General features: G+C 35.6%; 14 protein-coding genes, 1 tRNA gene and 2 pseudogenes. 9 read left to right on the forward strand and 8 right to left on the reverse strand.

The genetic code is table 11. From position 1 onward, the window contains the following. The 5 genes and pseudogenes from BWD121_RS04320 to BWD121_RS04340 all read left to right on the forward strand — a co-directional run bounded on the left by BWD121_RS04320 (nt 1) and on the right by BWD121_RS04340 (nt 3,356). Entirely contained in the window at nt 1-390 is a 390-nt protein-coding gene (locus tag BWD121_RS04320; RefSeq protein WP_078663520.1) for a phage tail protein, read from the forward strand. Beyond that, the gene (locus BWD121_RS04325) at nt 387-611 is read left to right on the forward strand and encodes a tail protein X (protein WP_078663521.1); all 225 of its coding nucleotides are present in this window, start codon (nt 387-389) and stop codon (nt 609-611) included. Before BWD121_RS04320 ends, BWD121_RS04325 begins: the two co-directional genes overlap by 4 nt. Beyond that, nucleotides 608-1,924, forward strand: a pseudogene (locus tag BWD121_RS04330) (contractile injection system protein, VgrG/Pvc8 family). The gene BWD121_RS04325 and the pseudogene BWD121_RS04330 overlap by 4 nt, the downstream one beginning before the upstream one ends. After that, nucleotides 1,921-3,108, forward strand: coding sequence for an N-acetylmuramidase domain-containing protein (locus BWD121_RS04335; protein WP_078663522.1), 1,188 nt, complete (start codon nt 1,921-1,923; stop codon nt 3,106-3,108). Before BWD121_RS04330 ends, BWD121_RS04335 begins: the two are co-directional and overlap by 4 nt. Before the next feature lie 32 nt (nt 3,109-3,140). After that, nucleotides 3,141-3,356, forward strand: coding sequence for a hypothetical protein (locus tag BWD121_RS04340; RefSeq protein ID WP_078663523.1), 216 nt, complete (start codon nt 3,141-3,143; stop codon nt 3,354-3,356). 225 nt (nt 3,357-3,581) lie between these two features. Here the strand turns inward: BWD121_RS04340 and BWD121_RS04350 are convergent, their stop codons facing one another. From BWD121_RS04350 to BWD121_RS04370, 4 genes and pseudogenes are all read right to left on the reverse strand, one after another. Beyond that, nucleotides 3,582-4,055 carry a Rha family transcriptional regulator gene (locus BWD121_RS04350; RefSeq protein ID WP_078663525.1) on the reverse strand — a complete coding sequence of 158 codons (474 nt, stop codon included), beginning with the start codon at nt 4,053-4,055 and terminating at the stop codon, nt 3,582-3,584. A gap of 272 nt (nt 4,056-4,327) precedes the next feature. Beyond that, nucleotides 4,328-5,485, reverse strand: coding sequence for an integrase arm-type DNA-binding domain-containing protein (locus BWD121_RS04360; RefSeq protein WP_078663526.1), 1,158 nt, complete (start codon nt 5,483-5,485; stop codon nt 4,328-4,330). Between the two features lie 721 nt (nt 5,486-6,206). Further along, on the reverse strand, nt 6,207-6,479 hold the full coding sequence (locus BWD121_RS04365) for a hypothetical protein (RefSeq protein WP_078663527.1): 273 nt from the start codon (nt 6,477-6,479) through the stop codon (nt 6,207-6,209). Beyond that, nucleotides 6,473-8,844, reverse strand: a pseudogene (locus tag BWD121_RS04370) (mechanosensitive ion channel domain-containing protein). The gene BWD121_RS04365 and the pseudogene BWD121_RS04370 overlap by 7 nt, the downstream one beginning before the upstream one ends. A 604-nt stretch (nt 8,845-9,448) precedes the next feature. Here BWD121_RS04370 and secD point away from each other — a divergent pair. Beyond that, nucleotides 9,449-11,950 carry a protein translocase subunit SecD gene (gene secD / locus BWD121_RS04375; RefSeq protein ID WP_078663528.1) on the forward strand — a complete coding sequence of 834 codons (2,502 nt, stop codon included), beginning with the start codon at nt 9,449-9,451 and terminating at the stop codon, nt 11,948-11,950. A gap of 1,638 nt (nt 11,951-13,588) precedes the next feature. After that, a complete protein-coding gene (locus BWD121_RS04380; RefSeq protein ID WP_078663529.1) occupies nt 13,589-14,533 on the forward strand; it encodes a YbhN family protein in 945 nt (314 codons plus the stop codon). Nucleotides 14,534-14,899: 366 nt separating this feature from the next. Here the strand turns inward: BWD121_RS04380 and BWD121_RS04385 are convergent, their stop codons facing one another. After that, entirely contained in the window at nt 14,900-16,477 is a 1,578-nt protein-coding gene (locus BWD121_RS04385) for a TerC family protein (RefSeq protein ID WP_078663530.1), read from the reverse strand. Nucleotides 16,478-16,950: 473 nt separating this feature from the next. On the opposite strand from BWD121_RS04385, the gene BWD121_RS04390 reads away from it, so the two are divergent. Together BWD121_RS04390 and cycA are read left to right on the forward strand one after the other, a co-directional pair. Further along, a tRNA-Lys gene (locus tag BWD121_RS04390) sits at nt 16,951-17,026 on the forward strand. Between the two features lie 766 nt (nt 17,027-17,792). After that, a complete protein-coding gene (gene cycA / locus BWD121_RS04395; protein WP_078663531.1) occupies nt 17,793-19,193 on the forward strand; it encodes a D-serine/D-alanine/glycine transporter in 1,401 nt (466 codons plus the stop codon). Between the two features lie 87 nt (nt 19,194-19,280). Here the strand turns inward: cycA and ilvC are convergent, their stop codons facing one another. The 3 genes from ilvC to BWD121_RS04410 form a co-directional block, all read right to left on the reverse strand. Continuing rightward, nucleotides 19,281-20,300, reverse strand: coding sequence for a ketol-acid reductoisomerase (gene ilvC, locus BWD121_RS04400; RefSeq protein WP_078663532.1), 1,020 nt, complete (start codon nt 20,298-20,300; stop codon nt 19,281-19,283). 710 nt (nt 20,301-21,010) lie between these two features. After that, nucleotides 21,011-21,745, reverse strand: coding sequence for a pyridoxine 5'-phosphate synthase (locus tag BWD121_RS04405; RefSeq protein WP_078663533.1), 735 nt, complete (start codon nt 21,743-21,745; stop codon nt 21,011-21,013). A gap of 84 nt (nt 21,746-21,829) precedes the next feature. Beyond that, nucleotides 21,830-22,951, reverse strand: a complete 1,122-nt coding sequence (locus BWD121_RS04410; RefSeq protein ID WP_078663534.1) for an ATP-dependent RecD-like DNA helicase — start codon at nt 22,949-22,951, stop codon at nt 21,830-21,832. Nucleotides 22,952-23,239: the final 288 nt, after the last annotated feature.

Below are 23,239 nucleotides of genomic sequence, written 5' to 3' on the forward strand. Positions count from 1 at the left end.
ATGATATTAGCATTGGGGGATTTTATTTTTTCTGTTCAAACAGCTGCCTATCAAGAACTTGAGATGACTTATGATGTTCCATGGGTAGAACAAGGACGTCTAGGCAGTAAAGCAGCGTTTCAGTTGCCGGCCATTGCCAATGCAGAATATTCTCTATCAGGCGTGATTTATCCGGGTTTTAAGAGAAGTTATGGTCAGTTAAACAGACTACGGAGTATGGCTCATATGGGGCCACATTTGCTGGTCAGTGGAAAAGGCAAAATTTTCGGCAAATTTGTTATTCTTTCCGTAGATGAAAAACAGAGCTTTTTTCGTCTAAACGGTGATCCACGCAAGCAAGAATTCACATTGCAACTGAGAGAATATGGTGGAGATGGAGGCATTTGGTGAGTGATATTTACGTTACCAAAGATGGCGATATGGTTGATGCCATTTGCTGGAGACACTATCCAAAGGGTCAGCAAGCATTGGCTGTTGAGCGTGTTTACACAGCTAATGATGGACTTGCAAATCTCGGACCCATTTTAAAAGCAGGGGTTAAAATTATTTTGCCTTCCCTTCCCTACCCTCAAGCAACACCCGTCATTAAGCTCTGGGGCAGCAAACAATGAAACCTTTCTGCAGAGTGATGTCTAATGGTGAGGATGTCACAAAAGCTTTAATGGATTATGTTCTATCCATTGAAATAACCGATGAAGCAGAAGACAAAAGTGATCGGATCACCATAGAGCTCGATGATCGTGCGCGTATCAGTGATAATGGTTTTTTAGAGATCCCTTTAATTGGAACAGTTCTTTCCATAACGCTTGGCTATGAAGAGGGTAAAGCACGTGACATGGGATCCTATCTGATTGATGAAATATCTGTCAGCAGTCCACCACAAAGTTTAAGTGTGACGGGACGTGCAGCTTCTATGAGCACATCTTATCGAACCCCCAAAAGCCAATCTTATCATCAGACAACACTAGGCAAGATCATTTAAGAAATAGCAACGCGCAATGGCTATATTCCCGAGATTGATCCTTCTCTTGCAAAGATTGTCGTGCGTCACATTGATCAAACGGGTGAAAGCGACATGGCTTTTGCAGCACGTCTTGCTGCAGAATATGACGCTGTGCCAAAACCTATGGATAGCAGACTTGTTCTGGCTAAACGTGGTGAAGGCAAGGCTACCACTGGAGAGATGCTGCCTGTGGTCGCTATTCATGAAAGGATGTGTAGCTCTTGGGATTTTAAATATAGTGCACGTGATGAAGCAGGTGAAGCCCAGGGCTTAACTCCAGGTGAAGGAGATGATCAAAAAGCAGCATCAGCAGCACAAAACCCAGAGACAATTGAAGAGTATGATGAAGAAACATCCATTCATATGGATGAATCCCCTTTGCGTTCATTAGCTCGGTCAGAAAAAACACTTAAAAAGCAAGACAAAGTTGAAAACCAAGAGGAAGAAAAGAAAGGAGGTGTGATAGCAACCTATCATGATTTACGCAGTGGTGAAAAGAAAGAGGTCAAAACCGGTCAGGCGCCTTTTCATGAATTAAAATATACCTACCACAATCAATCAGAAGCCGTTGCTGCTATTGCCGCTTATCGTAATAAATCATCACGGGGTAAAGCCACATTTTCGTGTGATATGGGTGGAGATCCATTCATTCAAACTGAAATGAAGCTTATCCAAGTCCCTCCTTTCCGTCCTTACATTCCAGAACAATGGCGCATTAAAAGTGTCAAACATCGGTTGGATACAGCGGGCGGTTATACAACAAGCATAGAGTGTGAACTGTTTAATGAAGCACAAGAGAATACAGCGCAAAACGTCATAAACACCACACCCGATAAAGACGACACAATAGATGATAACGCCCCGCCTCATGCTTACGATGAAGGTGAAGGTGTTATTCATATGGAAGGGGAAGATACATGACAGAGATTGTAGAAAAATTACTCAATGGTGAATGCAAAGCACGTACACAAGGTCTGGTGAAATCCTTAGCACAAGAGATTGGTTGTGAAGAAGCTGTCGTTGCTGCGATTATTTCTGTGGAGTCAGATGGTAAAGGTTTTGATGATGAACAGCGTGTAAAAGTCCTTTTTGAAAAACATCAGTTTTATAAGAATTTACCCCCTCATAAGCGTAAACAAGCTGTCAAAGAAGATCTTGCGAGAGAGAAGTGGATTAGCCCCAAAGATGGAGGATATAAAGAGCAAAAAACAAACACTCAAGCTTTACAATTACTTATTGCAGCTATGACCATTGATGAAGACGCTGCTTTAAAATCTGCTTCTTATGGTGCTGGTCAAGTTCTTGGAAAAAACTATGGTCTTCTTGGTTGGGACAGTGTTCAAGATTTTGTCACCAGCATGTGTTCATGTGAAGACGAACAAATAAGAGCGATGTTTTCTTTTTTCAAAGTCCGTGGTCTTGCTTCAAGTTTACGAGACAAAGATTTTGATGCCATTGCACGTGCTTACAATGGCAGTGGTATGGTTAAAGAATATGGCCGACGCATGCGTAATGCTTATTGTGCCATCACAAAGAAATCAGCAGAGGTTAGTAATCCTGTTCGTGCCAGTGGTTTACGACTAGGATGTAAAGGCTACCGTATTGAAGCTCTGCAAAAACGTCTCAATGATCTTGGTTATCCTGTTGCCATTGATAGTGATTATGGACCAGATACACGCAGTGCAATCTTTTCTTTTCAAACTGATCATAATTTAGAGGTTGATGGTGTTGTTGGTGCAAAAACTCAAGCAGCGCTTGATGTGGCCACGCCAATGATTAGTCTTCGCCGTTCTGGTGTCAGCATGGCCGATTTGAGAAAAAAGGGTACACACATTATTAAAGATGCAGATAAAACCCAAATGGTGGGGGGTGCTGTTGCTGCCAGTTCAACTCTCATAGGAGCAGAACAAATGGGGGCATTCGATAGTCTTAAACTCTCAATAGGAAAAATGAGTGCTCTTGTCGAACCGCTTGTTCATATTGGTAAAGCAATCTCGGATCATTGGTGGATGGCTGCTATTTTTGTAGGATTGATTATTGTTCTCGTCTCAGATCGTGTCAAAAGAACTTATCTAAAAGCTTACAAGAAAGGCAGAACTATTTAGGAAGCTATTTTAAGAAAAAAGGAGAGCAGCGGATGAAAAGATATTTGGTGATTATAATAACAGCATCCATCGCTTTCTTTATAACTTTAGCAAAGGCATTTCGTCTTGGAAAGAAAGTTGAACAGCACAAACAAACTAAGGAATCTTTAAAAGTAGCTACAACAAGGTTGGAAATAGAAAATGAGATTAATAAGAAACGTGATGATGATGTACGTGCTGCTCTCTCTAACTGGGTGCGCGACAAATAAATACGCTTCCTCTTGTCTTGGATGGTTGCCTATTTATTTAGACAGAAAAGATCTCAATGCAATCAGTCCAAACTTAGCACGAGACATTTTAAAGCATAATGAACACGGTAAACAGTTGTGTGGATGGAAGCATGTTCAGAAAACCTGAATAACTTGCTCTGCATACAAATACAAAACTGGACCTCTCCCCATCTTACAGGGGAAAGGTATGGTTATATTCCTAAATTAGGCAGCCTTTGCAACAGGACTTTCTAAAACACGTTTAGCTTCTGTTGTAACTGATTTGTAATGTTCAAGTTCTCCCTCGAGATTATTTGCATCTGACAAACGCTTTATAATCATTCCAAAAATTTCACCAATACCTGAAGGCGATTTTAATAAATCACGAGAAAATAATTCATAATTAGGTTGTAATTGACCTTCGAGTTCCATCCAACGATCAATAATCTTAGCACGTAACACTGTGCTATAACCTGAGATTAAAATAAGGCATTCACGTTTAGGGAGGTTAAAGCAAGGAAGTATACGACCTGTTGAATCTTTGTATGAACTTGCAAAATCACTCACCTCAATTTTGAGGTCAGTACATATTTGTCGGATATCTCTTACGATATTGTCATGCCTTTTACCGCACAACTTTGCAATTTCACGACTAGACATTGTCAACGTGGTTTGTGGGGTTTTTATTAAATTGTTCATAATGAACTCCTATCGATTAAAGGTTTCTTAATGACACTTTAAAAAAGAGCGCCGGGTGTTAAGAAACACGGTCGATAGTCCGTCGTTATGCTTTCCCCATAAAGAGTATTGTATCGCATAACTACACCCGACGAGGTCACTATACGCTACACGCATACAATGAGTCAAAGTCTTTAAAACGCGGAGAACTGATTATTTCGGTAACCAATCCGCTATCGATTCAGTGTTTCTTAAGCACCTGGCCCGTGTATAAACGTATTCTCTTAATTGTGTCAAGTCGTTCCTGATATAAATGTAGCCCACTGTTCTAAGAGAGCATGTCGTTGTTCTAAAAAATCTGTTCGCATGTAAGCTTTTGTCACTGAACTACCAACTGAATGAGCAAGAACCGTTTCTGCAATCTCAAATGGTGTTGATGTTGTTTCTGCTATCCAATCCCGTAAGCTTGAGCGGAAACCATGAGGACGATACTTTAAACCACAAAATTTCATATGTTTTGCCATGCTTGCATCAGAAATTGGGGTGCCTTTAAGACCAGAAAATAAGAAACCATTTTTTTCAAAAGAAAGAGCTTTTTCAATGACTCTCAAAGCTTCATTACTTAGCGGTACGCGAAAGTCTGAAACTTTTCCTACAATACCCTTCATATTTTCTTTTGGTATCGTCCATATATTTTTATCAATTTGCTCAAGACGTAAATATCGCAAGGGATATGACCGTACTCCAGTCAAAATTAGCAATTTCAGTGCTAAATTTGAAAGGAGGTCATTATTTAAGGATTGATAAAAAGCTGGAACTTCCCGCCATGGCATAGCGGGAATATTTGTTGATATAGCACGTGATTTTCCTAAAAGGATGCGTGCTTTCATACAAGCTTGTAAATCAACATCCAAGCCAAGAGCGGCGGCATATTTTAAGCAAATATTGATACGGTTCAGTGCTTTTTGCGCTGTATCTCCTTTTTTATGCCAAAGTGGAGCAAGAACATTACGAATAATATTCGCTGTTAATTTTTCTATAGGAAGATTACCTATATGTAGAATAACGTGTAACTCTAGTGGAGAAAACCAACGACCATTTTTGCCTTCATTTTTTAATTCAGCTTTTTTACTTTCAAAAGCCTCTTGAGCAATTTCTTGAAAAACATTGCTTTGCTGCCTTAAAATGCTTTGTTCTCGAAACACAATAGGATCGTTGCCACTTTTAAGAATATCGCTATAATGTTTAGCAAGTTCGCGTGCTTCCTTTAAAGAAGTTTTTGTAACAGGACCAAACCCCATTTCACGGCGTTTATTGCGGTATGTATAACGAAAAAACCAAGTGCGTGTATTGTCTTTTCGAACATTTAACCACAAGCCTGCTCCATCACAATGTTTACCCTGAGGAGACGTCTTTACAAACGATGCTGATAACCTATGAATCGCCCTCATTTACCCCTCCTTTTCGACCACCTTTTCGACCACCTTTAATTTTTGATATCAGATTCTTCCTTTAATCATTAATTTTCTTACTGAATCATAAAAAGCTATATATAGCAACACGTCTTTACGCATTTTTATGTGATTGGATTCTATTTGTTAAAGCCTGATTCGCCCGCCGTCCGCACCATTATATAAAATCTTTTCCTACTTCAGTCTTACCGGAAATGATAAAAAATCTCTTTTTAAATCATCTTATGTAAAGAATTATAGTATTGTTAAGCGTCATGGGTAATTAGCAAAATGATAAATAAAGAGTCCTTTAAGTAAGGCATTTTTTAAATCATGCCTTCTTGATAATTTACTAATAATGCTTCGCTAAACAGTTAGAGCTGCCATCATGAACCATGATGTAAACTACTCCAAACATTTTTAAAAAAGCAATTTTGAGTTCTACAGCTTAAACATCTTGTTGTAGTTAATATAAAAATTAGGGCTCTATATATAGATTCTTTAAGCAATCTGATTTTACATATCTGAATTGAGCGTAATAAATGCGTATCAGCCTCTTCTTATTCTCTCTAATCTTCTCGAATATGCGCGCAATCCTTTTTATGAAAAAGCATCAAAATTTTCATAAATATATCACCAATTCCATAATTAAATAGATCAGAAAGTTTTACTATAAAACTTTTCCAACAAGCACCCTATAATAAAAGAATCGTAAACTATTTTATTTAAAAAATACTCTACTTTCATCTATCTCTATAGTATCGTCTGTTTTTATTGCATAATTATCCTTATTGGAAAAAGTAATAAAACAGCCCTTCGTACAAACTGTAATCATTTGGCCAGTATCTAGTGAAATATTTGAACGTGCACTTCCTTCTGCAATAATAAGTAACTGTACTGTTAAACCATTATTTTTCACAGTCGCTGCAAAAACTTTCATAGAAAAAACACTGAACAGTGTCACCGTAATAAAAATATAAAAATATTTTAGCACTCCAAAATCCCTTCCTCAAAAAAACGTTTATAAAGCATAAAGCGAAGAGCATTGTTTACCTTAGAAGTAGAAGTGATATTAGGTACGTAAATCGCCAAGGTAAATGAAAAGTTTTGTTTATCAAATCCAGTAAAACTCACCTGCGGTGCAGGGTTTTTCAAAACCCCCTCTGTCGCAGAAGCAATCTCTAGCAACATTTGAACGACGTATTCTGGATCAATATTAGTTGCAACAGTCAAAGGTATATCAATTCGCCCCATTTTGCCACGACGTGTCCAATTATTTACGTTGTTATTAATGAGATTTGAGTTAGGAATAATGATTGTTTGGCGTTGAAATGTCTCAAGTTCAGTTGCACGCACACTAATACGTTTGACAATACCACGAACCGATCCTGATTCTACATAATCACCTAATTTAAATGGACGCCCGATTAAAATAATCAGCCCAGATACAAAATTCTGGACAATATTCTGCAAACCAAAACCGATACCAAGTGAAAGTCCCCCAGCAACAAGTGCTAAACTACTAAGATTAAAACCTGCTGTTGATACTCCTAACAAGACCGATAAAGCGATACCCCCATAGCTTATAACCGTTTTGATAGAATTACGCACACCTAGATCGAATTCCCCACGCTCCATTACTGTGCCATCTAGCCAACCAATAAATAGGCGAATAATGAACAAAGAAACAAAGAAAACAACTATTCCCATGATAATAGAAATCAAAGAAATAGATATATTTCCAATTTGAAAACCAGTCATTAATTGCCAAAATACTGCCCCTATCTCAGAATACGAAAACCCAAACTGCCCAATAATTGGCACCGTACAAAATACAAACACGACCATATTAAGAAGAATACTAATAACAGTTCCCAATTGATCCATTGTTTTCTCTTCGAGATGAAACCATTTCATCAAGGTGTGACCAATTCCTGTTTTGATAAATTCCCCTTTGGATGCGATAGCACGTGTACTTTGCATCCCCAAATACATCAGAATCAAAAATGCACTACTGATTACAATCAGTTGTACAACAAAACGCGCTAAACCAATATAACCTAAAAAATCCATCACAATGAGAAATAATCCCAATACAAAGAGAGGAATACGTATATAAAGTGGCCAGAGTAGCGGTTTTATCTCTTCATTTTGAAAACGCCTACGTCTAAACTGCAAAGGTATAAACGAAATAATAAACAGCAAAACTCCTACGAGAAAAACAGCAATAAAGCTTTTAGCAATTGTCAAAGAAAGAGATGCTGAAACAGCCCAATAAATGCTATTAAAAACAGCATCAAGTGCTAAAACTCCGCCTAACAGAGTAAGTAAAATTATTAGTTGATATGCTGGTGATGGCGCAACATTTACAAGGCGGATAGGCGCCATTTTTGGTGATAAAAGAGCAACTGCTATACGATTTATCAAAAAGACCATAATAATTTGGCGCCCAATTGTATGAAATACTTCTGCAAGCTTTCCCAAAGTCAAACTGAAATAGTGCAATAGGAAAAACGTCAAATAAATGCAAAGAATACATACAAATGAAGGTAAAAGAATTGAAATAAAAGCAACTAATAAACGCTGTAGATAAGGGACTTCCTCATTGTCTTTGATAACGAGGCACCTTACGTGCGCAATACCTGCACACGAAAAATAAGAAAGACCTAAAGCAACAACAAGTGGAATAAAAAAGTAGAAAATAATTGTAATGGTTTGAAATAATACACAAATTTCCACCAAGAGTTGAACAACGAAATAAAATCAAATGAAGCCTCTTTGGTTTTTGTAATAATATCTTCAAGCATTGACATTGAAAATTCAAATTTGTACGTAAGCGCGCGTGTAAACAGTGCTCGAGATTGAGAAATAGCATGTTCCGTCATCTTATTTGCAGTCAAAAATATCTCTTCAAACTGACATACTATACTATTAATTTTAGCCTTTTGCTCTATCAGACCAGAGCGTTCCTTATTTTGGTTTTCTAAGTCTGTTTGACCATCTTGTAGTTGAGCTGACTGGTCAAGAAGTATATTAATGTTATTAAGAGGAGCGCGTAAAACAAATGCAGCTTCTAAAGCACGTTTACTGATATCTTGTGCCTGCAACCGCCACTCTTTTAAAACGTGTTCATCTTCTGATTCATTTTCAAAGTTTTTTTGTAAAGACTCGATATCTTGTTTAAGAGTTTCAAGAATTGGCTGTTGTTGCTGAACAATTTCTTCAACCAATTGTGAAGTTATTGACTGTCCAGTTTCTGTAGTTGGAGATGCTAAATTTCCCCATGAAAAAGTGCTAAATAAAACACTAATCGTGATGATTGAGAAGAAAACACATAATTTTTTAAAGAATAAATACATATCCGCCCTAAAAATAAGTAAAAAGAGTAACTCCTTTTAAAATATGGCATAAGATAATATTTCCAACTCCCATAGAATAATTCCATAAAAGCTTCCCCTCACCCAATAATGCTGATAAAGGAGGCTAATAAACCTAAAATCAAATAAGACAAAAAATATTTTAGCATGTTTTTTGCTTTTATATTGCAACAAATTTTCTCTTTTGTACAATTTGTTTTTTTGTTCAACTTGAGCAATATAGTTGATCAATAACTTAGAAATGCGTATGCACTTGATCAGAGTACCACATACTGATAATGTAGTCGGTATTATGGCTTTATCTAGAAAATAAATACAATCAACTGAATTTCACAATGATTACAAATAAAAATGTATAACAGCTTATACCCATTATGATTTATCTGTTACAACTTTCCAAAACAGGCATTGAATATATTTTAAATCCTATAATTATTGCTCGTATAAGGTGCTATAGTTTTCAAAAATAATACTTTTCAATTAACATTGCTCCTTCCGTTTTTTGAGCTGCAAAATTATCCGTTTAATTTTACTTTGCGCGCTTAACTTTAATAACTCTTACAGTGTCTATTAGTTGGAATATATCATGCGTACACCTAGCTGGCTAATTACTCTCTATTGCCTTATCCTTTTAAGCGGCATTTACGTTGCATTACCTAATTTATTTTCACAAGAACAAATTAAAAACTCTAAATTCCTGCCTAATACCCAGGTGACACTTGGACTTGATCTTCAAGGAGGGTCTTCTCTCCTAATGGAAGTTGATGTAAAAACATTAAAGCGTGATCAGTTACGCACAGTTTTAGATAATGTACGCACAAAACTGCGTGAACAAAAAATCCGTATATCAAATATGCGTATCATCGAAGATGACATTATTATTGTTATTTCCGATCCTACACAAAATCAAAAAGCCGTCACCGCTTTAGAAACATTGATCATGCCAATACAAAATAGCTTTGGTACCACAACCAATGATATTGCTATTAGCACTCAAAATGAGAACATCCGTGTAACATTAACTGAATCTGGTATTAAGGACCGTATTAAAAACACTGTCGAACAAAGCTTAGAAATCATTCGCCGACGTATTGATCAGATAGGTGTAGCTGAGCCCGCTATTCAAAAAGTGGGAACTAATCGTATTATGGTTCAATTGCCTGGTCTCCAAGATCCAAAACAATTACGTGATCTTCTAGGAACAACCGCAAAAATGACCTTCCATCTTGTTCCTTCCAATGTGGATGTAAATACCCCGCCTATAGGTGTTTCAATTCTTCCTGGATATACTGATGAAAACCAACATTATGCAATTTATGATCAAATTGCTTTGGATGGAAATGTACTAAAAGATGCACGTGCAGGTTTCGACCCGCAAATGCCAGGGCGTGCAATTATCTCATTCACCATGAATTCAATTGGTTCTAAAATATTTGCGGAAATAACGCGTAAAAACATTAACCGTCCTTTTGCAATTGTTCTTGATAACAAAGTTTTGACCGCTCCTGTTATTAATGGCGTTATCCCTAATGGACAGGGTCAAATCACAGGAAATTTTGATATAAAAGAAGCATCAACCCTTGCTGCTCTACTCCGAGCTGGTTCTTTGCCCGCACCATTAATTGTTATTGAGGAAAGAACTGTAGGACCAGATCTTGGTGCAGATGCTATTAAAATGGGACTTTATACAGGAATTATAGGTTTTGTTCTTGTCGCCATTTTCATGTTCCTTCTATACGGTATTTGGGGTATTATCACCGACATAGCGTTAGCACTGCATACTATTTTGACACTTGCAGCATTAAGTCTTCTCGGTGCTACACTCACACTACCAGGTATTGCCGGTATTATTTTGGGTATTGGCATTGCTGTCGATGCTAATATCTTGATTAATGAACGTATTCGGGAAGAAAGTCGAAAAGGTGTCAGCGCCTTTGCCGCTTTAGATCGTGGATTTAAACAAGCTTTTGCTACCATTGTTGATGCCAATGTTACAGCTATTATTGCAACCATTTTACTTTTTTGGTTTGGTAACGGCCCTGTTCGCGGTTTTGCAATCACAATGTTACTTGGAATTATTATCTCCATGTTCACTGACATCACCATGGTGCGTATCATCATGGTTTGGGTTGTCCGTAAATGGAAAATAAAAACGTTGCGTATTCAACTTTTTTTTGACTTTACCTTACACAATACAACTTTCCGTTTTATGAAAGCCCGTTTTATAGGTATTGGTATTTCAATTATTTTATCAATTGCTTCAATTTTTCTGTTCTTTAAACCTGGTCTAAATTTCGGTATCGACTTTATTGGCGGCAGTCAAATGAGTATAACAACAAAGGCGCCAGCAAATTTGGCTACTTTGCGCTCAACGCTTTCTGCCCTTAATATTGGTGAAGTAAAATTGCAAAATATTGACAATGAACATACAGTTTTAATTCGTATCCAGAAACAAAACGGCGATGAAGTACAACAAACTGTTGCCATGGATAAGGTTAAGACAGCCATACAGAATATCTACCCAGATGCTATATTTGATCAAATAGAAATTGTTGGCCCTAAAATTTCAGAGGAGTTTGTCACAGCTAGTGTTATTGCTGTTACACTAGCAGCAATTGCTATGTCACTCTATATTTGGTGGCGTTTTGAATGGTTCTTTGCAGTTGGAGCAATTGTTACACTTATCCTTGACATCACAAAAATGATTGGTCTTTTTGCTTTATTTCAATTTGATTTTAATTTGACTGCTATTGCCGCTCTTTTAACAATTGTTGGCTATTCGATTAACGATAAAGTAGTTGTTTATGATCGCATGCGTGAAAATATGCGTCTTTATAAAAAAATGCCGATGTATCAATTGATAGATCTCTCGATTAATCAAGTTTTTACACGCTGCGTCTTCACATCAGCCACTACAATATTAGCTATGTTGCCTATGGCATTATGGGGCGGAAGTGCTGTTTATAATTTTGCATTGCCTATGGTCTTTGGCATCATTATTGCAACATTATCTTCTATCTTTATTGCAGCACCCATTTTATTACTGTTAAGTAACTGGGGCATAAGCAAAATAAAAGAGAAAGCATAAACAATAAAATTCAATAAACCACAAAAGTGGCACATCAATTCATATAACGTGCCATTTTTCTCTTCTTATAAAACTACAATCGTTTTAAATAACTCATTTCCTAAAAAATGCTCCAAGAAATTATATTCTATGACACACTATCAATTACAACTCTTGTTATTGGATTTATGTTGAGCATTTCTTTCTGAAATAATTGTTTATTATTTACGTATTTCATTATTAGCGAGATATTTGTTCTCTAAGGATTATTATTACGTAACCAAATACAAACAGTTTCTAAAATAGAACTTCGTCTCTTATCAAACAACCCATTGAAAGAGTTTCATTTTTAGATATTTGGTGTTGAAGTGCATTTTTACTAAAAGTTTGTATCTATCAAAACCATTGCAACTCTCTATTATCATCACACAAATAGCATTTGTTATTTTCTAGGGTTATGTTTCTAGCTGGACTATGGATTACGGTTTTAGGAGTGGTTTGGTATTCAGTGTACCATAACCAATGCCCTATAGAAACACCAACTTATTAAAACAAAAAAGGATTTATTGCTACCGCGTGATTAACTATGAAAAATTTAATCATGACCTTAGTACTACCCCCTACACATTCAAGAGAAACTATCCCTCAGAATAAGGAATAAAAGAGAATTAATTGCTCTTTTTATACAATGGCTGATTTAAAATTCGGAGCATTATCAACCTACCCCCACTTAAAAGTCAGTGTGCAGCAAAAAATTCTTATCATTGCAAAAATGCCTCTCTTGTTCCCTCCTTTATCTCTGCACACATATCATTTAATCTAGAAAGAAAGAACCTTGATAACTTCCTACTACCTTCTAGAAATATGATTAACGATCATTGTTAGGAAATTTTATTATTGCTTTTTTCATTATGAAACTTACCGCTATTCTAATAAAATAATTTTCTACTATCTTAAATTTTGCCAATATTAGAAAATTTTTATCCTCATAAAATCAAATTCAAGCTTAAAACCATTGAATAATCACTTCTATGATATGGTCTTTACAAAAATAGCTCTTTCTATTTTGCTTAAATCTTTCCGTTTTCATTAACCTTGGCAAAATTAAAAATATTTAGAGAAATTTTCACGTAAATTGATGAAATACGTAAACAATTTTTAATATCAATGAAAATTTTAGTCCAGAGTTTCTATTCACTATTAAAAAATCAGTCATGTTGTGATGAGTGATTACAACTGTATTAGCAAATAGATTTGCGCTTTTTCTTAACAAACAAAGGTAAGTCTTTGATTTTAAGTGAAGAATAAAAATTTTGCCAATAGAAAAATTGCAGATAAAATTGAAACAATTAGCAAAAAATACCATAAAACAAGAAATTATTAATGCAACTAATATTTAGAAATATACAAAAAGATGTTATTGTACTATTGAAGTAGGACAGCGCACAACCAATATACCCAACCTTAAAGTTTATACACTACTTAAAACAAAAACAGCCTGTTTTATTAATTGATGTGTAGCCATTGTAATGATAATGACAAAAAAGCACTTGAGATTATGGAGAATGTAGCAAAACAATGATTTGTAATCTAAGATGAATAATCATGAATTATGTGCACAAAAGTCATGAATAAAAACCCGGAAATGGATAAAAAAGTGTGAAATTAAAAAAATTTATATGGCCATTTATCGGCATCCTAACAATGCTGATATCGATCCGTATTCTTTATATAAAGCTATCAACTATTTTTCTAATTGATGTACTAGATCGTTTAGCCGATTTAAAGGTACATCAGTGGTTACTAGCTTGTTTTTGTTCACTCATCGCTTATGCAGCTCTTGCTGGGTATGATCGAATTGCTTTGCAACATCTTGGTCGTAAAATTTCTTGGGTATTCATCGCCATCTGTTCATTTACCACTTATGCGCTTTCACACAATATCGGAGCTTCAGTTTTTTCTGGTGCTGTTGTACGCTATCGTGCTTATAAAATGAAAGGGTTAAGTGGAACAGAAGTTGCAATATTAGTTGGCTTTTGCTCCTTTACTTTTGTAATTGGCACAATCTTGCTTTCTGGCATCGTTTTAATTTTGCAACCTAAAATTATCATGCTCATTTACGAAGATCTTCCCGTATGGCTTGGTACAATAATTGGTGTAATTTTACTCGCCTTTATAGCGCTATACACTTTCGGTAGTTGGTTTCAGTTAAGACCTTTATACATAAGCAAAAAAATTCAACTTTCTTATCCACGGCTTAAAATTGTCATCCAACAGCTTCTGATTAGTCCATTAGAACTTTTAGGAGCAGCGGGAATTATATATGCCGTACTGTCATACAATACTGATATTTGTTTTATCTCTGTACTCGGTGTTTTCCTAGCCTCTTTTACCATTACCCTGCTCTCTAATGCACCCGCAGGAGGAGTAGGTGTACTTGAAGCTTTATTTATGGCAGGTATGCCCCAAATAGACCCCGCTAACGTTATCGCGGCGCTTATTGTATTTAGAATGCTCTATTTGATTATACCATTTATCATTTCACTGTTCTTTGTAGCAATTTTTGAGATTCACCAATATCGAAAACGAACGCAGCATACCTAACCTGAAAAAAGCTAAACTCACTTCATTTTTTTGCGTTCAAACAAATAATAAGAATTGTGCTAAATTTAATTAGCACTTAAATCAATATATTTACTCGATTTTATAAATACACATCATAACGATACATTAAAATAAACGTGCATTTTTTACGATTATAGATACCAATTTCAATTACAAAATAGCATCTTATATCCTTGTAACAAGGTATTGACCCGTGTTTATTTTTACATAGATATGCAAAAATTCACGGAATAAACATTACTTTTTAACCTAAAATCTTTTTAATACTTCCCGTGTTTATACATTTATAAATTTGTATAAGCCTAAAAATTAATAATAAAAAATGGCTATTATTCTCTTTATTTCCTAAATCATTACTTTTTCTGCTACAAAATTAAGGGGAGAGATGAGCACTTTAGAAATATTTCGACGGTCCATTTCAATCACTTTAAAACACAAACCTTCAGTTTCAAAACTCTCATCTTCATTTGGTAAATGGCCAAAATGCCAAAGCATAAATCCTGCAAGCGTAGTATAACGGTCTGCTTCATCAACAAAATCACGCTCAAGATAACTACTCAAATGGCGAATATCCGCACACCCTTCAACAAGAAAACTCCCATCTTCAAGTCGTTCCACCACAACAGGTTCATCATCATCATCTGGAAAATCACCAGCAATCGCTTCAAGAATGTCTGTCGGTGTTGCAATACCTTCAAAAGATCCATGCTCATCCACAATAATCGCAAGCTGAATCGAAGAATGGCGTAATTGCTCCATTAATCGTAAAACACTCGTATTTTCATGCACAACAAGTGGTTCACGCATAGCTCTTTGCCAATTAATCTTTTGATCTTCAGCCCAATTTAAGAGCAGATCCTTAGTTAAAGCAACGCCAACAAATTCATCTACTTTTTCGCGTGCAAGAATTAAACGACTATGTTTAACTTTTTGCAATTCTTCACGCATCTCGCTTTCATCACCGTTCAAGTCCAGCCATTCAATCTCATTACGGGGTGACATAATAGAGCGCACAGGACGATCAGCCAAATCAAGAACACCACGTATCATTTCTTTTTCCTCCGGTCGAAAAAGCTCAGAAATAGCTGCTTGTTCAACAATAACATCTACAGTTTCACTCAGATTACCGTCTTTTTTTCCACCGCCTAAAAGTCTTAATACAGCATCAGCTGTTCGTTCACGCAAATCATTTGTTGTAACCATCTTTTCACGATTACGACGCCCAATTTGATTCAAAAACTCAATAAGAACTGAAAAACCTATAGCTGCATACAAATAACCTTTTGGAATATGAAAGCCCAATCCTTCAACAATGAGAGTAAAGCCAATCATCATCAAAAAACCAAGACAAAGAATGACAACAGTAGGATAACGACTAATCAAACGCATAATAGTGCCAGATCCCCACATCATTACACCCATCGCAATGACAACTGCTATGTACATAACCACTGCTTGATCTCTGGCGATCATACCTGTTGCAGTAATAATACTATCAAGAGAAAACACTGCATCAAGTACAACAATTTGGACAATCACCTGCCAAAAAACAGCATAAATAACACCAGTTTTCCTTTCATGTGCTGCCCCCTCCAACCTTTCATGTAACTCCAGCGTTCCTTTTGCTAACAAAAAAGCTCCACCACTAATTAAGATGAGGCTGTGCCAACTAAAACCAAAGGATGCGATAGAAAAAATTACTTTATCAAGGCTCATTACCCAACCAATAACCATGAGGAGACAAAGCCGCATAATTAATGCTAAAGTTAAACCTACCAAACGTGCACGATTACGCAAATGTAATGGCAATTTCTCTGCTAAGATTGCAATGAAAACAAGGTTATCTATCCCTAAAACAATTTCGAGGAAAATCAATGTAACCAAGCCAAACCACACATGGGGATCAATGACCCATTCCATCATAGTTCATCCTTTGAAAAGGTTGTAAAAAACTTAAATGCGCATCGTTGATGAAATAAATTCATAAGCTTTCATTCGCACAATTGATCGATAACATTGAATGCAAATAAATTGCACCCAAAAGCAGAAAGCCACAAGGCATTACTTAAATTCATATGATTGTTGACAAGATTCATACAATGAAAAAAAATTTTACATCGCTTGATATTATAAGAAAATTCTTCTGAATTTTGCTCGGGCATTACGCTCGACAATCCTTTAGTATCGTTCTGTATAGATAATTAGAACATTTATTAGTAGAACTTCTTATAATGGATATTTTTGTACAAGATCAAGAGAAAATACTATATAAAGCTTATATGCCTCACTGGTTTCGCTATAGACTTTATTTATCTTACAAAAAACAATAGAACCATCTAGACATCCTCCTCTAGGAACGTTATAGAACCGCTCATTCTCTTCTTTTGAAGAACCGTGGGTGATTAGCTCAGTCGGTAGAGCAGCTGACTCTTAATCAGCGGGTCGTGGGTTCGATTCCCTCATCACCCACCATTTATTTTACAAGATTTTATTGTTAAATTTAGTGATAAAATATCACAATATTTCTATTAAAAATTGAAATTCCTTTTCATTTTATTACCAAAAATTTTCAATATTCATTGTACCTGTTCTCTATTATTCTCTTTTAAATTTTATAGCAAAAATGCTTTATAAGAATCGTCATTATATAAATAATATAAGCACACTAGACACTATGACAAAACTATAAATACAATAAACTTTCTCAATAAAAATAAATTAACATTGAAAACATATTTACGAATGTTTAAATAGGTTATATCAATTTTTATTAAAGTTTGTTGATTATAACTCATTTCAGCATATACTCATCTTACCAATAAACTTCACTTATAAAAAAGTATAGTAAGTAAAACGGCTATAATCATGTTCCTTTTGTGTAGAAAACATAATTACAGTTATCACTTGAATAACAAATTTTCATGCTTATTTTATCAACCATCAACCTGCTTTACAAAAGTAACTGGTAAATTGCTATATGACAAAATACCAATTACTTTATTAAGAATAATATCTTAAAGCTTATAGGTTAACTTATATTGTTCTATTTGAACAAATCGGTGTAATTTTGCCAATATTATATTTACTATACCCACTTTTCTTCTCTATAAGCCACTGACCTTTAAAGTCATTGAAAGTGTTTTCTACTTTACGACTCACTTGTATCATGCTTCCATATGGGAAATTGTCTTTTTGTTAGCGCAATTTAGTTTTAAATAATAAAGGGGACCTCCTAAAAATGGACCATAAACCAAATTTAGCTGAAGATTATAAAAAGGAATTACAACGTGGATTAGATAATCGCCACGTACAACTTATTGCTATTGGTGGTGCTATCGGAACAGGTCTCTTCATGGGATCAGGCAAAACAATCAGCGTTGCAGGTCCTTCAATTATACTAGTTTACGCTATTATTGGTTGCATTCTCTATTTTGTAATGCGGGCTATGGGAGAATTGTTACTTTCTAATACCCAATATCGATCCTTTATGGACTTTTCATCCGAACTATTAGGGCCGACTGTTGGTTTTTTCATTGGTTGGACTTATTGGTTATGTTGGATTGTAACCGGAGTTGCAGATATTATTGCCATCATTAGTTATGCACAATTTTGGTGGCCTACACTCAACCCATGGATTCCCGTTCCTATTTGTATCCTTTTCTTCTTAATGTTTAACCTTGTAGCCGTAAAGTTATTTGGTGAACTTGAATTCTGGTTTGGTCTTATCAAAATCATAGCAATTCTGGTATTAATTATTGTTGGATTTTATATGATTTTTATCGGTTTTACTTCCCCAAATGGCACTGTTTCCTCTCTTAGTAACGTATGGAATGATGGAAATATCTTCCCTCGAGGAATCACTGGATTTTTTGCTGGATTTCAAATTGCTATTTTTTCTTTTACTGGCATTGAGCTGGCTGGAACAACCGCAGCTGAAGTCAAAGAACCTGAAAAGATATTACCAAAAGCAATCAACTCAATACCTATTCGTATTGTACTCTTTTACATCTTCTCTCTTGTTGTAATTATGTCAGTCATACCTTGGAATCAAGTTGTTCCAGATAAAAGTCCATTTGTAGAAATGTTTTTACTTGCGGGTATTCCAATTTCTGCTGGTATAGTCAATTTTGTCGTTCTCACATCAGCAGCATCTTCTGCAAATAGCGGTATTTTTTCTACTAGCCGTATGATATATGGCCTTGCCACTAAACAGGGAGCTCCTGCTTTTTTAGGAAAACTTTCCAATAACCACGTCCCAGCCAATGCATTAGTCTTTTCTTGCTTATGCATTTTATTAGGCTATATTTTCTCATCGTTATCTCCAACTGCTATAGGTGCCTTCACAATTGTTACAACTATTTCAGCAATTTTATTTGTATTTGTATGGTCCGTGATTTTAATCAGCTATATTACTTACCGCCGCAATTACCCTACGCAACATGATACATCTACCTATAAAATGCCAGGAGGTGTTTTTATGTGCTGGGTTACTCTGGCTTTCTTTGCTTTTATTATCTTTTTATTGACGTTAGAATCCGATACTTTAGCAGCTCTAAAATACACATCACTTTGGTTTGTTTTCTTAAGTATCATGTACTTTATATTTGGAAAGAAGAATTTTATCAGACACAAAAAATAAAGGTTATGCGTAACAGCACATCATAAAAAAGATTTTTTTATGATCCAGTTTTACACTTAAACTTTTTTACGCATAACCCAATAAAACTTAGTTACGTTCCCTGTCAACCAAAGCATTAGAGCTAATCCAGGGCATCATAGCACGCAGTTTTTTACCAACTTCTTCAATAGGGTGTGCATCATTTAAACGTCGAATACTTTTAAAACGGGCTGCACCAGCTTTATATTCTTGCATCCAGTCTGATGTAAATTTGCCTGTCTGGATATCCCTTAAAATACGTTTCATCTCTGTTTTGGTTTTCTCATTGATCACGCGTGGACCAGACATATATTCACCCCACTCAGCTGTATTGGAAATTGAATAATTCATGTTTGCAATACCGCCTTCATAAATGAGATCAACAATCAATTTAACCTCATGTAAACACTCAAAATAAGCCATCTCAGGTGCATAACCTGCTTCTGTCAATGTTTCAAAACCTGCACGAATAAGCTCAACAAGCCCACCACAAAGAACAGCTTGTTCACCAAAAAGATCTGTTTCACATTCTTCTCTAAAAGTTGTTTCAATCACACCAGCACGTCCACCACCAATACCACAAGCATAAGACAACGCCACATCATGCGCATTACCTGAAGCATCCTGTGCAATCGCAATTAAGCAAGGAACACCACCACCGCGTTGATATTCGCCACGCACTGTATGGCCTGGACCTTTAGGAGCAACCATCACAACATCAATGGTTTCTTTAACCTCAATCAAGCCAAAATGAATATTTAAACCATGAGCAAAAGCAATCGCCGCCCCATCACGCAAATAATCATGGACATGCTCTTTATAAATATCAGCCTGCAACTCATCAGGTGTTGCCATCATAATAAGGTCTGCCCACTGTGCTGCTTTAGAAACATCAACAACTTTAAAACCATCTGCTTTAGCTTTTTTAGCTGTTTTCGATCCTGGACGTAAAGCAATTTGTATATTTTGAACACCAGAATCCTTTAAATTTAACGCGTGTGCACGTCCTTGTGAACCATAACCGATAATTGCTACTTTTTTTTCTTTAATTAAATTAACGTTGGCATCACAATCATAATAAACACGCATGAAAATATTCCTTTATATCTACATTTAATTGAAGCTTAAATGTCTTTCACTCAATAAACAAAGAGTAAAAAACCGCTCTACGTATTTTGCACCTTACAAATGCTCAAACTTTTACTCATAATAGGACGGTAATTGAATAATTTTTAAATTCGCATATTGCAAACAACAAAGCTATAAATTCGAAGAATTTTTTTAAAAATATATTTAGATCTCAAAATAAATAGTAAAAAATCATAATAAACATGATAACCTAATCATACTTTGGCATTAAAACCCATCTCACCTGCCCTATGATAAAATACAACCTCTCTCCAAAATGGATTGATAATCATCTGTATAGTGCCACTTATTTAACAAAAATAATTTTTTAAAGCTTATTTCTTACTTTTATTTTCAAATTAAATAGGGAAATACCATGTTAAACGACTGATAACAATTATAAAAACACCAGTTATACAATAAAATATTTACGTCAACCATAAACAGTGCACTTGATACATTGTAATATTTCGATTCTACACTTGTTAAAGGTTTATTTTAACCTAAAATGGAACATCCAATTCGCTATTTAGAATAAAGCTATTAAATCGCAAATAATATCAATCGCAATTTTCTAATGACTATGATTTTGGATAAATTATAAAACAAGCAATTTTTCCGATTGACAAGAAAATTTTACCCCACATTAACAAACTAATATAAGTAAAAATTTATACTAATAAACGGATGAAACGCTGAACAGTCTCATGTATTCCATATTCTAACGCATCAGCGATAAGCCCATGGCCAATGGAAACCTCATCAAGCCAAGGTATTCGATCAACAATAGCAGAAAGATTAGAAACTGTCAGATCATGTCCCGCATTGATACCTAATTGCAACTCTCTGGCTTTTTTGGCCGCCAATACAAGTTTATCTAACTCTTGCTTCTGTTTTTCCTTATCTTTAAATGCTCCACCATAAGCTCCAGTATAAAATTCTACACGATCGGCGCCAATCATTTTAACAATATCAAGACCCTCTACAACTGGATTAGCAAATAATGAGACACGAATTTTCTTTTCTTTTAAGCGTTGTACAATAGGTGTTAAAAATTCTGCATCATTAGAAAAATCCCAACCATGATCGGATGTCGACTGAGCTGGATTATCAGGTACAAGTGTAATTTGATCAGCATATTTTTCTGCCATATCTAAAAACATATCACTTGGATAACCTTCAATATTAAATTCAGCAGTGGGAAAATTATTGTTAATTAAAAAACGTATATTTGGTAAATCAGAAAAACAAATGTGTCTTTCATCCGGCCGCGGATGAACCGTCAACCCCGCCGCACCAGCTGTAAGTGCTTTATACCCAATACCTGTAACACTTGGCCATGGCAGATGGCGTCGATTACGCAAAACAGCAACAGCATTGAGATTAACTGAAAGTTTTACTGCCATACACACTTCCATTTCTATTAAATTTTAACGACAGAGAAAAATACAATTCCCCGTAAAACCAGGCAATAAAAATTATTTCTTATTCTATCGAACAATTGTTAACTGTTTTGCTGCGCGCGTAATCCCCGTATAAAGCCAACATGCATTCATATCACGAAATGCAAAACTTTCATCAAATAAAACCACATTATCCCATTGAGATCCTTGAGCTTTATGAACAGTTAACGCATACCCATAATCAAAGTCATCATATCTCTTTTTTATTTGCCATGAAATTTCATCTTCAGGATTTTCAAAAATTGCTTTGAGAAGTTTAATTTTTACAACTCCCCATTCGCTTTCTTCCGAATTAACAAGAAGATGAATACCTGGTTTAACAAGTTCCTTTTTTGAAGTCATAACTGTCCACAAAGAGCCATTCAACAAACGTTTTGTTGAATCATTGCGCAAACACACAAGCCTGTCTCCAACCTGCGGATATTTTTCTATAAATCCCTTTAACTCACGCAAACGTCTATTATAAAGATAACGCGTTCGATTCAGCCCTACTAAAAGTTGATCAGCATCTAATACCAATTGTTGATCAAACTCTTTGCGCTTAACAACACGCGCTAGTCCATAATCTCCATAAGCAATATCACGCCCCTCACGTACATCCATAGCTAGGCGAATAATTGGATTATCATACGCTTGTCGATGAATTTCTGATAAAAGAAAATCTGGTGTACCATTAGAAAAAAAACCACCCCCTGATATGGGAGGCAACTGACCTGGATCACCAAGGACAAGAATTGGCGTGCGAAAACTCATCAAATCACGTGCTAATTGTTCATCTACCATTGAACATTCATCCACAACAACAAGCTTAGCTTGCGCAATTGGACTTTGTCGATTTAATGAAAATGTTGGTGTTATAGATGTTTTACCTGTTACCTCATCAGAAACTTCCTGCTCACCACGAGGACAATAAATCAATGAATGAATAGTACGAGCATTACTCGCACCTTTAGAACGCAAGACTTGTGCTGCTTTACCTGTAAAAGCAGCAAATTGAACAGAACCATCTATTGTTTCTGCAAAATAGCGAGCAAGTGTTGTTTTTCCCGTTCCTGCATAGCCAAAAAGGCGAAAAACAGGAGAGCTCCCGTCTTTCAACCATGCGGCTACAGCCTTCAGCGCATTATCTTGTTCTGATGAAAACTGCATAGTCTATCAAGACAAGATTCGCGCAAAAAGAGCAAGCATTTTGAAAATAAAAACTATTATCAAAGATAAGCTTATCCTTATGGTGTTTTTAAAATCTCAGCTCATTTTTGAGCCAAATTTTAGTATATTTTATAAACTTCAAAAAACGTAGAGCATTTACCAAATTGATCAATGTTAGATAGGTTTTCAGTAATTTAAAAATTAAAATAGTCCATCGTCATACTAATTTTACACAAAATACTTTCACCATTTACAAAGCTTGTACCTATCCACCGCTTATACCCCCTT

This window comes from Bartonella sp. WD12.1, assembly GCF_002022415.1.
Taxonomy (GTDB): Bacteria; Pseudomonadota; Alphaproteobacteria; order Rhizobiales; family Rhizobiaceae; genus Bartonella.

Coding starts and splice junctions, on each gene's coding strand:
- BWD121_RS04320 (WP_078663520.1), top strand. CDS start 1: ATGATATTAGCATTGGGGGATTTTATTTTTTCTGTTCAAACAGCTGCC.
- BWD121_RS04335 (WP_078663522.1), top strand. CDS start 1,921: ATGACAGAGATTGTAGAAAAATTACTCAATGGTGAATGCAAAGCACGT.
- BWD121_RS04340 (WP_078663523.1), top strand. CDS start 3,141: ATGAAAAGATATTTGGTGATTATAATAACAGCATCCATCGCTTTCTTT.
- BWD121_RS04350 (WP_078663525.1), bottom strand. CDS start 4,055: ATGAACAATTTAATAAAAACCCCACAAACCACGTTGACAATGTCTAGT.
- BWD121_RS04360 (WP_078663526.1), bottom strand. CDS start 5,485: ATGAGGGCGATTCATAGGTTATCAGCATCGTTTGTAAAGACGTCTCCT.
- secD (WP_078663528.1), top strand. CDS start 9,449: ATGCGTACACCTAGCTGGCTAATTACTCTCTATTGCCTTATCCTTTTA.
- BWD121_RS04385 (WP_078663530.1), bottom strand. CDS start 16,477: ATGATGGAATGGGTCATTGATCCCCATGTGTGGTTTGGCTTGGTTACA.
- cycA (WP_078663531.1), top strand. CDS start 17,793: ATGGACCATAAACCAAATTTAGCTGAAGATTATAAAAAGGAATTACAA.
- ilvC (WP_078663532.1), bottom strand. CDS start 20,300: ATGCGTGTTTATTATGATTGTGATGCCAACGTTAATTTAATTAAAGAA.
- BWD121_RS04405 (WP_078663533.1), bottom strand. CDS start 21,745: ATGGCAGTAAAACTTTCAGTTAATCTCAATGCTGTTGCTGTTTTGCGT.
- BWD121_RS04410 (WP_078663534.1), bottom strand. CDS start 22,951: ATGCAGTTTTCATCAGAACAAGATAATGCGCTGAAGGCTGTAGCCGCA.